Origin of the sequence: Nocardiopsis gilva YIM 90087, from assembly GCF_002263495.1 — a bacterium.
Taxonomy (GTDB): domain Bacteria; phylum Actinomycetota; class Actinomycetes; order Streptosporangiales; family Streptosporangiaceae; genus Nocardiopsis_C; species Nocardiopsis_C gilva.
The window spans coordinates 4,560,746-4,574,446 of sequence record NZ_CP022753.1; the positions used below are offsets into that span (position 1 = coordinate 4,560,746).

10 protein-coding genes are annotated in these 13,701 nt (G+C 70.9%); 3 read left to right on the forward strand and 7 right to left on the reverse strand.

The features are described 5' to 3' along the window. Nucleotides 1-15: 15 nt before the first annotated feature. Complete coding sequence (locus CDO52_RS20465; RefSeq protein WP_017620796.1) at nt 16-636, reverse strand: MarR family winged helix-turn-helix transcriptional regulator; 621 nt, start codon at nt 634-636, stop codon at nt 16-18. A gap of 50 nt (nt 637-686) precedes the next feature. On the opposite strand from CDO52_RS20465, the gene CDO52_RS20470 reads away from it, so the two are divergent. After that, nucleotides 687-1,448, forward strand: coding sequence for an SDR family NAD(P)-dependent oxidoreductase (locus tag CDO52_RS20470; protein WP_017620797.1), 762 nt, complete (start codon nt 687-689; stop codon nt 1,446-1,448). A gap of 116 nt (nt 1,449-1,564) precedes the next feature. Here the strand turns inward: CDO52_RS20470 and CDO52_RS20475 are convergent, their stop codons facing one another. Continuing rightward, complete coding sequence (locus CDO52_RS20475) at nt 1,565-2,065, reverse strand: HNH endonuclease (protein ID WP_026126196.1); 501 nt, start codon at nt 2,063-2,065, stop codon at nt 1,565-1,567. A gap of 361 nt (nt 2,066-2,426) precedes the next feature. Here CDO52_RS20475 and CDO52_RS20480 point away from each other — a divergent pair, with 361 nt between their 5' ends. Further along, entirely contained in the window at nt 2,427-4,535 is a 2,109-nt protein-coding gene (locus CDO52_RS20480) for a prolyl oligopeptidase family serine peptidase (RefSeq protein WP_017620799.1), read from the forward strand. A gap of 184 nt (nt 4,536-4,719) precedes the next feature. Beyond that, a complete protein-coding gene (locus CDO52_RS20485; protein WP_051060896.1) occupies nt 4,720-5,166 on the forward strand; it encodes an acyl-CoA thioesterase in 447 nt (148 codons plus the stop codon). 34 nt (nt 5,167-5,200) lie between these two features. Here the strand turns inward: CDO52_RS20485 and CDO52_RS20490 are convergent, their stop codons facing one another. The 5 genes from CDO52_RS20490 to CDO52_RS20510 form a co-directional block, all read right to left on the reverse strand. Beyond that, the gene (locus CDO52_RS20490) at nt 5,201-5,725 is read right to left on the reverse strand and encodes a globin (protein WP_017620801.1); all 525 of its coding nucleotides are present in this window, start codon (nt 5,723-5,725) and stop codon (nt 5,201-5,203) included. 142 nt (nt 5,726-5,867) lie between these two features. Then, on the reverse strand, nt 5,868-7,529 hold the full coding sequence (gene ettA / locus CDO52_RS20495) for an energy-dependent translational throttle protein EttA (RefSeq protein ID WP_017620802.1): 1,662 nt from the start codon (nt 7,527-7,529) through the stop codon (nt 5,868-5,870). Between the two features lie 106 nt (nt 7,530-7,635). Next, nucleotides 7,636-8,784: a DUF4192 domain-containing protein gene (locus CDO52_RS20500; protein ID WP_017620803.1), complete on the reverse strand. Its 1,149-nt coding sequence runs from the start codon at nt 8,782-8,784 to the stop codon at nt 7,636-7,638. A gap of 85 nt (nt 8,785-8,869) precedes the next feature. Then, nucleotides 8,870-10,213 carry a GGDEF domain-containing protein gene (locus CDO52_RS20505; protein ID WP_083920057.1) on the reverse strand — a complete coding sequence of 448 codons (1,344 nt, stop codon included), beginning with the start codon at nt 10,211-10,213 and terminating at the stop codon, nt 8,870-8,872. Nucleotides 10,214-10,864: 651 nt separating this feature from the next. After that, nucleotides 10,865-13,699 carry a GTPase gene (locus tag CDO52_RS20510; protein WP_332459738.1) on the reverse strand — a complete coding sequence of 945 codons (2,835 nt, stop codon included), beginning with the start codon at nt 13,697-13,699 and terminating at the stop codon, nt 10,865-10,867. Nucleotides 13,700-13,701: the final 2 nt, after the last annotated feature.

Below are 13,701 nucleotides of genomic sequence, written 5' to 3' on the forward strand. Positions count from 1 at the left end.
CGTTCTCCTCGCGTATCAGCGCCCCACCGCACCGGAGTCATCCGCGGGCGGTGGGGCGTTTCGTGTTCGGTCGGTGCCGCGCTCGGTGAGGTCGGCGAGCAGGATGCGCAGGAGCTCGGCCAGGTGCTCGCGCTGGTCCGCGGTAAGGCCGTCGAGCAGGGTTTCCTCGTGGCGGAGCAGGTCGTCGACGGTCCGCTCGATGAGGGCGTGCCCCTCGGGGGTGAGCTCGACGGTCGTGCTGCGCCCGTCCGGCCCCTCCTTGAACCGGCGGACCAGCCCCTGCTCTTCGGCGCGGGCCACGCGCAGTGAGACCGCCCCGGGGCTGACCAGCGCGGCACGGGCGATCTGGCCGGGGGTCAGCCGATAGGGCGGACCGGAGCGGCGCAGGGTGCTGAGCAGGTCGCGGGTGGCGGCGTCCATCCCCAGGCGCGCCATGGTGCGCCTGCGGTCGTCGTCGAGGAGCTTGCCGACCTGCCAGATCCGGGTGATGACCCCGATGGAGTCGACGGGGGTGCGCGGCCGTTCGCGCAGCCATGCCTGCTGGATGCGGTCGACCGCGTCCTCGGCGGGTTCCCCGGCGGTCTCGGCCGGGGTCGTCGCTCGCTCTGCACCGCGGTTCGGGGGTTCGACGTCCATGGTGGTACTTTAGCGCTGAATCATCTATTTCAGCGCTAAAGGAGATTTCTGTGACGCATGTCGTGGTGTCCGGCGGCGGGACCGGCATCGGCCTGGCGGTGGCAGAGCGCTTCGCGTCCTCCGGAGCACAGGTGACGATCCTCGGGCGGCGCGAGGCCGTGCTCCAGCGGGCCGCCGAGCGGATCGGTGCCGAGCCGGTGGTCTGCGATGTGGCCGACCCGGCCGCGGTGGCAGCGGCCCTGCCGCACCTGCCGGAGACGGTCGACGTCCTGGTCAACAACGCGGGCGGCAACACCGGATTCGACGAACCGCAGGGGACGGACGGCGGGAGCGACCCGGCCGACGGAGCCTCTCCCCACGGGAAGGAGCTGGCGGAACTGGCGGCGAGCTGGCGGCGGAACATCGAGGCGAACCTGATCTCGGCGGTCCTGCTCACCACGGCGGTGCGGCCACGGCTGGCCTCTGGCGGGCGCGTGGTCACCCTCGGCTCCATCGCCGCACGAACCGGCGCCGCCTCCTACGGGGCGGCCAAGGCCGCCATCGAGGCCTGGACGGTCGACCTCGCCGCGGAACTGGGACCCGGGGGGATCACGGCCAACGTGGTCTCCCCCGGACTGATCTCTGGAACCGAGTTCTTCAGGGGCCACCTCAGCGATGAGCGCGAGGCGCGCCTCGTCGCCGCGACGGCCACCGGTCGCCCCGGCACCACCGACGATGTCGCCGCCCTGATCGCGTTCCTGGCGTCTCCCGAAGCGGGACACATCACCGGCCAGGTACTGCACGTCAACGGCGGCGCCTACCTCGGTCGCTGACCCGGGGCACGGTTACACAGCCGACAGCGCCCAGGACCGGATCGGTCCTGGGCGCTGTCGGCTGTGGTGGCTCTGGGGCGTTCTCGGATTGGTCGTTCGACGCTCCGATGGGGTCGTTAGGCCGCCACTCTGGCCATGTACGGGGCCCATTGGGGGTCGCCGTGGTGTTCGCCGTTGATGAGCCGCCAGTGCAGGCCCCTGGGAACTGTGGGGGTCACGTTGAGTTTCCAACCCAGCTCGTCGAGGAGGCGGTCGGCTTTGCGGTGGTTACACGGTTTGCACGACGCCACGACGTTCTCCCAGACGTGGGCGCCACCGCGACTGCGTGGGATGACGTGGTCGATGGTTTCGGCCCGCTTCCCGCAGTAGGCACAGTGGTGCCCGTCCCGGCGCATGAGCGCCACCCGGGTGAGGGGGACGCGCCTCCGGTAGGGGACGCGGATGTAGCGCCGAAGTCGGATGACCGACGGCACCGAGAGTGCCGTAGTCGCCGAGTGCAGGACGGCGCCTCCGGCGTCGCCGTGCACGACTTCGGCTTTTTCCCGCAACACCAGAAGTATCGCTCGCCGCAACGGTAGGGTCGTCAAAGGCTCGTAACTCGCGTTGAGAAGCAGCACGTGGCGGTGGACTGTGCCGCCCTCCGTACCGCGTGCGGTGCTCATCGCGTCTCCTGTGCCGGTACGCCGACCGGCCAGCTGCCTGTCTCTTCCCCGGCCAGCCGATCGGCCAGCCAGGAAGCCTCCCTGTGAACCGGTCGGGTGACCGGTACTGTTCGCGTTTCCACACGGACCTCCCGTGGGTGGTTCCCGCCGAGTAACGTCCCGCATTCAGTTTGCTTGCTCAACGTGCTTCGCCGCCACCCCAATTACCGGGAGCCAGGGAAAACCTCAAGGAAACTCATCTTCAGGTGAGGGCGTGGAATTCCTCCGGTGAGCCACGCCGAAGCCCGGTGGAAGCGAGTGTGGATAGAGTTCGGACATGCCTGCTGAACGCCGTTACCCCGCTGCCGAGCGCCTGGAACTCAGCGAAACGCTGCACGGCTACGACGTCCGTGACCCCTACCGCTGGCTGGAAGACGCCGACTCCGCCCAGACGAAGGAATGGGCGGCCGCCCAGGACACCCTCTTCACCGATGTCGCGGCCGGCCTGCCGGCCCGCGACTGGTTCGCTGACCGCATCCACGAGTTGATGGGGGCCGGGTACGTCGGCGCGCCCGTGTGGCGGGGGGAACGGCGGTTCTTCACCCGCCGGACCGCCGAGCAGGAGCACGGGGTGCTGCACACCGTGGACCCGGGCACCGACACCGAACGGGTGCTGATCGACCCCACGGCCATCGACCCCAGCGGTGGGACGACGCTCGACTCCTGGCGGCCCGACCGCGAGGGACGGCTGATGGCCTACCAGCTCTCCGAGGGAGGCGACGAGGAGTCGCTGCTGCGCGTCATGGACGTCGCCACCGGGGAGGACGTCGACGGCCCGATCGACCGCTGCCGCTACTCCCCCCTCGCCTGGCTGCCCGGCGGCGACGCGTTCTACTACATCCGCCACCTCGCTCCCGATGTGGTTCCCGAGGGCGAGGACCAGTACCACCGGCGTGTGTACCTGCACCGCGTGGGCTGCCCGGTGGAGGAGGACGTGCTCGTCTTCGGGGAGGGCCGGGACAAGACCGAGTACTTCGGCCTGGCACTGAGCAGGGACGCGCGGTGGCTGGTGCTCACCTCCTCCAAGGGCACGGCCCCGCGCAACGACGCGTGGATCGCCGATCTCACGGAGTCCGGCCCCGAGGCGCCCCGGTTCGTGCCGATCCAGGAGGGCGTGGACGCCGAGGTCTCGCCCTTTGTGGGGCGTGATGGGAGCCTCTACCTGGTCACCGACCGCGACGCGCCGCGCGGCCGCCTGTGCGTGACCGACCCGGCCACGCCCGGATACGAGCACTGGCGCACCCTCGTCGACACCGACCCGGACGCGGTCCTGACCGACCTCGCGATCCTCGACGGTGCGGAGCTGGAGTCGCCGCGGTTGCTGGTCGCCTGGCGGAGGCACGCCATCAGTGAGGTAAGCGTGCACGACCTCGCGTCCGGGGAGCGGCTCGGTGAGGTGCCGCTCCCCGGCCTGGGCTCGATCGGCGGGCTGATCGAGCGCCCCGAGGGCGGGCACGAGGCCTGGTTCGGCTACACGGACAACACCTCGCCGTCCGCGGTCCATCACTATGACGGGCGTACGGGCGCGGTGTCCCTATGGGCGAGCCCGCCGGGCACCCTCGACCTTCCTGACGTCCGAACCGAGCAGGTCACCTACACCTCGCGCGACGGGACAGCCGTGCGGATGCTGGTGGTCTCCCCGGCCGAGGAAGGGACCGGGCCGCGTCCGGCCATCCTGTACGGCTACGGCGGCTTCTCGATCTCCCTGACTCCCGGCTACATGGCCACGGCACTGGCATGGGTGCGGGCCGGCGGCGTGTACGCGATCGCCAACCTGCGGGGCGGCCTGGAGGAGGGGGAGGAATGGCACCGCGGCGGCATGCTGGGCCACAAGCAGAACGTGTTCGACGACTGCGCGGGCGCCGCCGAGCACCTCATCGCCACCGGTGTGACCACCGCCGACCAGCTGGCCGTGATGGGCGGTAGCAACGGCGGGCTGCTCGTCGGCGCGGCGGTCACGCAGCGTCCCGACCTGTTCGCCGCCGCCGTGTGCTCGGCCCCGCTGCTGGACATGGTCCGCTACGAGCGTTTCGGACTGGGGCAGCTGTGGAGCGTGGAGTACGGGAGCGCCGAGGACCCCGAGGCGCTCGGGTGGCTGCTGGGCTACTCGCCGTACCACAACGTCCGCGAGGGTGTGCGCTACCCGGCGACGCTGTTCGCGGTGTTCGACAACGACACCCGCGTGGACCCGCTGCACGCCCGGAAGATGTGCGCGGCGCTCCAGTACGCGACGGGGGCGCCCCTGGCGGAGCGGCCGGTCCTGTTGCGCCGCGAGGCCGATGTCGGGCACAGCTCCCGGTCGGTGAGCCGCAGCGTCCGCCTCAGCGCCGACCAGCTGGCGTTCCTCGCGCACCACACCGGGTTGAAGGTGGACGACCGGTCCTGACCGGGTCATGCGGGGCCGCCGCGGTTCGTGTCCGGGGCATCGGTGGGGCGGGCAGCGCGTCACGGGGCGAGAAAGGGAGAGGGAGATCACCTGGGCCGGGCATCGCTGCCGTCCGTCAACCTGAAACAATCGCCAGGTTGAAATGTGGACCACCGGTGAGGGGATGACAGCAGTGACCGAGCACATGACCGCGACCCCCGTGGCAGAGCGTCCGGGGGACGAACCCCGGCGTCATGTGTACTTCGCGACGATCCGGTTCGCCGACCTCGACCCGTTGAACCACGTCAACAACGTCCGGATGCTCACCTATCTGGAGGACGCCCGCATCGCGCTCCTCAAGTGGGACGCTCCCGACGGCGACGCCCGGGTCGGCGGCATGGTGGTCGCCCGGCACGAGGTGGACTACCTGCGCCCGATCCTGCTGCGCCCGGAGCCGGTGCGGGTGGAGACGTGGGTCTCGGAGATCCGCAACGCCAGCTTCCGGCTGGAGTACGAGATCGTCGACGACGACCACGTGTACGCGCGTGCGGCCTCGGTGATCGTCGGCTACGACCTGGAGACGCAGTCGCCCCGCCGCCTCGACGACAACGAGCGCGCCTACCTCGGCCAGTACCTGCACCCGGGCGAGTGAGACGACCCACGCGCTCGGGGCCGAGGAAGAGAGCCTAGGCGAGGGAGATGCGGACCGGCTCGTCTCCGTCGTCGTCGCCGGACTCGGCTCCGCTCTGGGCCGTCCGCTCGACGCTGATCGAGGTCGGATCGGCCACCTGGGCGGACTGGGCCTGCTCCGCGCTCGCTTCCGGGGCGTTGACCATGCTGTGGGCGGCCATCACCATGTACTCCCACATCTGCCGGTCGAGCGCCGCGGGCAGGGCGATGTCGTCCATGGCGGCGCGCATGTGGTGCAGCCAGTGGTCGCGCTCGCGGGCGCCGATGGTGAAGGGGAAGTGGCGCATGCGGAGGCGCGGGTGGCCGCGCTGTTCGCTGTAGGTGCGCGGACCGCCCCAGTACTGGATGAGGAACAGGCGCAGCCGCTCCTCCGCCGGGCCGAGGTCCTCCTCCGGGTACATCGCCCGCAGCACGGGGTCGCCTGCGACACCCTCGTAGAAGCGGTGGACGAGGCGGACGAAGGTCGCTTCGCCGCCGACTGCCTCATAGAAGGTCATGTGGTCATCGCGCGCGGAAGTCATAATCACCGGACAGCTTATGTGCTTGCGGCCGGAGTGGCGACCGCCGAGCGTGGCGGGAAGGGAACTGCGGATACGGCGCGGCCCGGGTCGCCGCAAGGCGGGCCCGGGCCGTGAGCCGGAGACGTCGCTGGTCAGACGATGGTCAGTCGCGGGTGAGCTTGCGGTGGGTGACCGCGTGCGGGCGCGCGGCTTCCGGACCGAGACGCTCGATCTTGTTCTTCTCGTAGGCCTCGAAGTTGCCCTCGAACCAGAACCAGTCGGACTCGCCCTCCCACGCGAGGATGTGCGTGGCGACGCGGTCCAGGAACCAGCGGTCGTGGCTGGTGATCACGGCGCAGCCGGGGAAGTCCAGCAGCGCGTTCTCCAGCGAGCCCAGGGTCTCGACGTCCAGGTCGTTGGTGGGCTCGTCCAGCAGCAGCAGGTTGCCGCCCTGCTTGAGGGTGAGCGCGAGGTTCACGCGGTTGCGCTCGCCACCCGACAGCACACCGGCCGGCTTCTGCTGCTCGGAGCCCTTGAAGCCGAACGCGGCGACGTAGGCGCGGCTGGGGATCTCGACGTTGCCGACCTGGATGAAGGACTCGCCGTCGGAGACCACCTCCCAGATGTTCTTGTCGGGGTCGATGCGGCTCCGGTACTGGTCGACGTAGGAGATCTCCACGGTGTCGCCGACGGCGATGGTGCCGGCGTCCGGTGTCTCCTCCCCGACGATCATCTTGAACAGGGTCGTCTTACCGACGCCGTTCGGGCCGATGACACCGACGATGCCGTTGGGCGGCAGTGAGAAGCTCAGGTTCTCGATCAGCTGCTCGTCGTAGCCCTTGCTGAGGTTCTTGACCTCGACCACGGTGCTGCCCAGGCGCGGACCCGGCGGGATCTGGATCTCCTCGAAGTCCAGCTTGCGGGTCTTGGCGGCCTCGGTCGCCATCTCCTCGTAGCGCTGCAGACGTGCCTTGCTCTTGGTCTGGCGCGCCTTGGCGTTGGAGCGGACCCACTCCAGCTCTTCCTTGATCCGCTTCTGCCGCTTGGCGTCCTTCTGGCCCTCGACCTTCAGACGCGCGGCCTTGGTGTCGAGGTAGGTGGTGTAGTTGCCCTCGTAGGGGTAGAGCTTCCCGCGGTCGATCTCCAGGATCCACGTGGCGACGTGGTCCAGGAAGTAGCGGTCGTGGGTGATCGCCACGATCGTCCCGGGGTAGGACTCCAGGTGCTGCTCCAGCCACTGGACACTCTCGGCGTCGAGGTGGTTGGTGGGCTCGTCGAGCAGCAGCATGTCGGGCTGCTCGAGGAGCAGGCGGCACAGCGCCACGCGGCGCTTCTCGCCACCGGACAGGCTGGTGACAGGCGAGTCCGCCGGCGGGCAGCGCAGCGCGTCCATCGCCTGCGCCAGCTGGCTGTCGAGGTCCCAGGCGTTGCGATGGTCGAGCTGCTCCTGCAGCTTCCCCATCTCTTCGAGGAGGTCATCGGAGTAGTCGGTCGCCATCTTCTCGGCGATCTCGTTGAACCGGTCCAGCATCCGCTTGGTCTCGGCGACGCCGTCCTCGACGTTCTGCAGGACCGTCTTCTCCGGGTCGAGATGCGGCTCCTGCGCCAGCATGCCGACAGTGAACCCGGGCATCAGCCGCGCCTCACCGTTGGACGGCTGCTCGACGCCCGCAAGGACCTTCAACAGGGTGGACTTGCCCGCGCCGTTCGGCCCGACAACGCCGATCTTGGCGCCGGGCAGGAAGGAACCCGAAACGTCGTCCAAGACGACCTTGTCGCCGTGCGCCTTGCGCACGTTCCGCATGGTAAAGATGTACTCCGGCATGCTCTCCAGCCTAGGGCGTCGGCGCAGGTGCCCTTGACATCACGGCGGATTCGCCCCGTCCCCGTCCGTCGCCGCGCTGTCCGCCCGGCCAGCTGTTTCCTGCCGCTCATGCGCCCTCTCCGGATCCTCCGGGGCCGATCGGACGCTCCGGATCCATGGGGACCGCCGCAGGCGACGCAACCGCCGACCCGGTGAGCGGCGCGACCTCCTCCAGCCACTCGGGGGTCATCGGCTCCCATTTTTCCGGCGGCATCCCGCTGCGTACGGCACGGCGGACCAGTGCCGCCATCGTGTAGTGGGGTGCCGCCTCCTCGACGCGGTCCAGCACGACGTCGGCCAGGGCGATGTCCCCGCTCTGCCAGGCGGCGAAGGCCAGCAGCGACCCGGGGGCCGCGCTGTAGTCGGTGCGCACGTGCCGGAACACCTGCCGCCACAGTCCGACGTGGACATCGAGGTGCGCGGCGTCGATGCGGGCCCAGGCTTCGTCGCGCACCCGGATGGAGCCCAGCAGCAGCCCGAGCCAGGCGATGCGCTCGGGGGCGTCGATGAGGTCGCCGCGCAGCGCGGCGTCGACGGCCGCGCGCACCACGCGTACTCCTTCGCACCGCACGGTGGTGCGCAGGGCCGCCTCGCCGAACGGGAGGAGGCGTTGACGCATCCGCTCGGCGCGCCGCTCGGCGTCGACCGTGGCACGCTCCATCTGTACGCGGCGATGGCCGTTGACGGCGGCCACGAACTCCTCGATCACGCCGCGGTCGCGCCAGACGGTGAGTCCGCCGACGACCGCGGTGGCCGGTACCGCGGAGGTGGCGACGTCGTAGGCGACGCCGTCGTGCGGGCAGCACTCCGTGGAGTCGCAGACGTAGGACCAGTAGCGACCGTCGGCCACCCGCAGCGCCTCGCGCACGGGGATGCCGACAGCGGGGGTGCTGGCGCGTAACGCGTCCACGCACGGGGTGACGTGCCGTGCGGGGCCGTATCCCACCGCGACCACGCTTCCGCAGTCGGCCTCGGCGAGCATGGCGGCGACCTGATCGGCCCATTCCGCGGCGTACGCGGTCAGTTCGTCGGCGAGATCGCAGCGCAGCAGGCAGCGCACCTGGGTGGCGCCGGACCGGATGCCGAGGATGACGATGCTGTCGGCGGGGTGGAACCCGAGGAGGTAGGGGACGGCCGCGATGACGTCGGTCGGGCCGCCGATGGTGAGAGTGGTCTGCTCGGGGACAGGGACGTGCGGGCTGTCGTCGGTAGCCATGACACCACGGTGGGTGGCCGCGAAATCCCGCCACAAGACGCACTTCTCAGGCTGTGGACGAAGCCGGTCCGTCGCCCCCTGCTGATCAGCTCCCCCGCGACCGTAGCTGCGGCTGCCGGGACTCTCGGGCCCGCGGGCACCGCCGCGCGGCGGGGAGGCACACGCGGTCGCGTCCGGCGTCCTTGGCCCGGTAGAGGGCCAGGTCGGCGGCGGCGAGCAGGTCGACCAGGTCATCGCCGTGGGTCCGGAGCAGCGCCACCCCGATCGAGACGGTGATGACCACGCTGTGGTCGCCGACGGCCAGCACTTTGCGCCCGATCTTGGAGCGGAGCCGCTCCGCGACCCTGCACGCTTCGGCCATGTCGGCCCCCGGCAGCAGCACGACGAACTCCTCGCCGCCGAAGCGGCCGACCATGTCGTCCTGCCGCAGCTGGTGGGCGAGTGTGGCGGCCACGCCCATCAGAACGTGGTCGCCGACCAGGTGTCCGTAGGTGTCATTGACCCGTTTGAAGTGGTCGATGTCGATGACCAGCACCGCCGCCGACTGCCGCGCGTGCACGGCGCGCCCCACCTCGGCCCGGGCCTCCCGTTCCCACGTCGCGGCGTTGAGTAGTCCGGTCTTGGGGTCGGTGCGGGCGGCCGCTTGCAGCTGCTGGTACAGCAGGCTGCGCTGCAGCAGCATCACCGGTGGTACGGCGATGAGCAGGAGGACGACCGACAGTCCGGAGAGGATCGCGACGGTGAGCCCGACGCACATCTCGACGCTGTCGACGGTGACGGCCTCGCGGTCCCACAGCAGGCGGCGCCAGGTGGTGTCGGACGAGCTGAGGTGGACGGCCACCGCGATGATCAGTGTGTTCAATACCGTGAACAGGGCGCAGCAGAACACCGCGAGCAGCGCCCCGGACCCCGTTATGAGGATCTCCCGGCCGACCCGCACGGGCAGTCCGGCCGGGCCGACGATGTCGCCGGTCAGGGCGAGGTGGAAGACGGAGGAGGCGATGAAGCCCGACAGCGCCACCGACGCCGCGTTGAACACGCGCCGATGGAGCACGGTCCTCCGGATGCGGAATTGCAGCAGCAGATAGACCGGAATGGGGATGATAAGGGAGTACAGCGGCGGGAGGAGCAGAAGGGTCGGAAACCACCAGGCCCCCAGCAGGTCACGGGTCAGACCGCTGGGCGTGCCCAGTCGGCGCATCGCCTCCACGCAGATCGCGGCGCACACCACGAGTGAGCAGAAGGTGATCATCTCTTCCCGGCGGACGGGGGTGATGGCCAGCGCCACCACGATCAGGGAGAGCGCGCAGGCCAGCACCATCGCCATGAAGACGAGCAGCGCGCGCGGCTGGGTGGTGATCGGCCATTGCCGCGGTGGGCATCCTCGGGAACGCTCACGGTCGGTAACGATCCGCTCCACCACCGCCACGTCGATCCCCCCGCTCGCCACCAGTGCACCCGGAACGGCCTCACTGGCCTTCGCCACCCTCGGTCCCCGGGAACACGGAAGAGGAGGGTGTCACGACCCGACATTGAATCACAGTCAGTGACACCATAATCGCCGATTGTGTATTGGCGTGAGAAAACCGCTAGATTGAGGCACGCTGCAGCCCACCCATTACGGTCAGGCAGCTGCACTCCGGGGGTTCGAACGACGAGTGCGGAGCAGCGATCACGACCGGGGGTGTGGTCCAACCGACCACGGGCGGGCAAGCGACCGGACGAGTGGATGCGGGTGGTCTTCCGTGTCCTCCGAGTTCTCCGAAAGACGCCCGAGCATCGCAACGCACACAGACTGGGGGGGATTATGGCCGCTGGCATCCAGTGGGTCTGATCATGAGTCGACGAATGCGCGGCGCTGGGCGAGGAGGTCCCTCGCCCGGCGCCGCGCTCGCGTCGTGTCCGTGCCCGAGAACGCCCCCCGAGCCCGGCGCGCCCACCCTTCGACGGCCCCTCGGCGCACGCCTGGCACCTCCAGTCGACGGAGCCCGCACCGTCCCGTGCGGGTCGGCACGTCCAGCGGCAGGGGCGCGCGTGCGCCACGGAGCAGCACCATCCCCCGTCCCACGCTCGCGGCAGGTCAGCCGTGCTTCGTCAGAGCCGTGCCGAGCGCCTCGCGGTACTCACGGTAGCGGCCCAGCTCCCGCTCCAACGGCGCGACGACCAGCTCATCGGCGAGAGTGCGGACCTTCTCGGCACTGTCCCGCTCCACCTGGTCGCGCCGCTGGGTGGCGGCGACCGACACGAGGTTGCGACAACCCACATCGGTCAGCCACCCCACGGCGAGGGTCGCTGCGGCGACGGCGCCGGCGAAGCCGAGGTAGATGGGGTCGTCCAGGAGAGCGAAGCCGGTCAGGCCGCCCCCGATCCAGCTGACGAGCAGTGTGCCGATCCAGGCCAGGCCCACTCCTGCCACGGCCACCAGCGTGTACTGCACGATGCGCACGATCTGCCACCACAGCGGGGTGTTCTCGGGGTCGGGCACGGTCTCGCTGATCGCGTTGCCCAGGCCGACCGGAAGGTCGCGGAGGTTACCGCGGGCCGCCGCGCGCAACCGCTTGGGCCACGGCGCGGGAAGGGAGCCGCCGACGCTGTCGGCGATCTCGGCGGTCGCGGTCTCGATCTCGGCCTGGTGGGCGTCAACGGGACCGGCGACGCCGCGCTCGTCGTCGTCGCTGTGGAAACCCATCCGGATCGCGCGCAGGGGGTCCCGGCGGAGCTTGCGCGCCCACCGCGTGACCGGCCAGCCCACGCGCCTGCACCCGCGGCGCTCGTGGGCGGTCTCGGTGGTGTCGGCGATGGCGGAGACACCGCTCGCCGCCAGCAGGTCGGTGACCAGGCGCAGGCGGCCCGCCTCGGACACGCTCGGCGCCTCGGTGGAGCCCTGGTAGCGCTCGAAGCCGCCGATGACCTGGTCGAGGTCGGCGACGAGCCGGTCGATCAGCGCCCGGCGCTCGGTGACCGTCTCGATGAGCAGCTCGCGCAGGCCACGGACGCCCTGGCCGGTGAGGACGGAGGTGGTGAGCACGCGCGGCTGCACGCCGGACTCGGTCTCCAGCAGCCGCCGGAGGTCGGTGAGGAGCTCCTCGAGCTCGTCGTGTTCGACCCGGTCGACCTGGTTGAGGACGGCCACCGTGACCGCGCCGTACCCGGACATCTCTCTCAGGTAGCGGTGGTGCACGGCGGCGTCGGCGTACTTCTGCGGGTCGAGGACCCAGATCAGCAGGTCGGCGGCGCCGATGAGGCGGTCGGCCTCGGCGGTGTGCATGGCCCGGACGGAGTCGTGGTCCGGCAGGTCGAGCAGGATCAAGCCGCTGAGCTCGGAGTTGTCGCTGTCGAGCACGCTCGTCCGGGAGTGGCGGCACCGCCGCGGGACGCCGAGCCAGGTCAGCAGGCCGTCGGCGCCCTCGTTCCCCCAGACGCAGGCGTGCGCGGAGGAGGTGGTGGGCCGGGTGATGCCGACCCGGGAGAATTCGAGCCCGCACAGGGCGTTGAAGAGCGACGACTTGCCGCTTCCGGTACCGCCCGCGAGCGCGACGACGGTGTGGTCGCCGGAGAGGCGGAGCCGCGCACCCGCGTGGTCGAGCAGGTGGCGGGCGCGCGCGATGAGTTCGGGGTCGAAGTCCTCGCGGCCGATGGAGACGATCGTCGCCAGCGCGTCGAGGCGGGTGATCAGCTCTTCGCGCGTGGTGGCGGGCATGGGCTGCCACGGGTCGTTCGAGCTGATGCGGTACTCGTCATCGTCATCGTCATCGTCATCGCCGTCGCCGACGGCCGATGACGTCCAGGCGGGCTCGTCGTCGGCGTGCTCCTGCGCCTCCTCCGTGGCGGAGGCTTCGGTGCCGTCCGCGTCCTGGGCCGCCTCCGTGTGCGGCGCCTTGGTGCCGTCGCCAGCTGGCGTCTTCCCGGCCACCTTGTCCATGGCGCTGAGGACGGCCTCGGAGAGCGCCGGGATCGGGCCGGTACGGCGTCCGGCGATCTTCGAGGTCTCGCTGTCGGCCTCGGTCAGCGCGTCCACCCAGGCGGCGAGCCGGTCGGGGTCGTCGGGATCGGCCCGTTCGCCAGCGGCGCTCTGGCTGTTGTCGTCCGGAGTGTGCGGGGCAGCGGCGTCGCCGTCGGGTTGGGTCGGCGCCACCGCGCGCTTCTTGGGGGCGGCGTGCCGACCACCGCCGGACGGACGCTCGGCGCGGGCGCCGTCCGTCCGCTCAGCCGCATGGCCGTTCTCGCTGCTCTCGCTGCTCGCACTGTCCTGCGCGTGCTCCCCGTCCCGCCCGCCCTGGCCGTCGGGACCGGTCGGGCCGTCAGTCGTATCGGCGGCCTCCGCAGCGGCCTCCGATGCCGACGAACCCATGGCAGCCTGCGGACCTGTGCCGGGGCGCACGCTGCTGACCGGAGCCGCGTCCGTACGCCAGCCCGCCCCGTCGTCCGGGTCGGCGAGCAGGTCGGGGTTGGCCCTGCGCCGTGCGCGGCCCTCGCCGACGCGGTCGACGGCGCGGCGCAGTGACGGGTAGGCGCCCGATGACGTCTCCTCGACCGCCGAGGCTGTGGCGGCGTCGGCCGCGCCTCCGGTGGCCTCCTCACCCGCGGCGTCCGGGCCCACTGCCTGCCCGGGGTGGTCGGTCGACGGCTGTCCCCCGCGCTCGTCCGCGAGGGTGGGGTGCGGGCCGGACTGCATGTCGACGGCCCGGCGCAGCGCCGGGTAGGAGCCCGGCTCCGGCTCCGCGGGACGGTTCGGCGGCCAGGCGTTGCCCGCCGGCGCCGCCCATCCGGCGTCCCTCCTGGCCTTGGCCGGGAGGACGTAGCCCGTCCACTGGTCGTCCCCGCGTGCGCGGTGGGCGCTCTCGGGCGCCTCCGGTGCGTCCCGCGCGGTGTCCGAGGCGGGGGACGCGCCACTATCGGCCTGGGGTCCCGCCACGT

Excerpts from the sequence above, each read along its gene's own strand:
- CDO52_RS20465 (WP_017620796.1), bottom strand. The coding sequence starts at position 636 with ATGGACGTCGAACCCCCGAACCGCGGTGCAGAGCGAGCGACGACCCCG.
- CDO52_RS20480 (WP_017620799.1), top strand. The coding sequence starts at position 2,427 with ATGCCTGCTGAACGCCGTTACCCCGCTGCCGAGCGCCTGGAACTCAGC.
- CDO52_RS20485 (WP_051060896.1), top strand. The coding sequence starts at position 4,720 with ATGACCGCGACCCCCGTGGCAGAGCGTCCGGGGGACGAACCCCGGCGT.
- CDO52_RS20490 (WP_017620801.1), bottom strand. The coding sequence starts at position 5,725 with ATGACTTCCGCGCGCGATGACCACATGACCTTCTATGAGGCAGTCGGC.
- ettA (WP_017620802.1), bottom strand. The coding sequence starts at position 7,529 with ATGCCGGAGTACATCTTTACCATGCGGAACGTGCGCAAGGCGCACGGC.
- CDO52_RS20500 (WP_017620803.1), bottom strand. The coding sequence starts at position 8,784 with ATGGCTACCGACGACAGCCCGCACGTCCCTGTCCCCGAGCAGACCACT.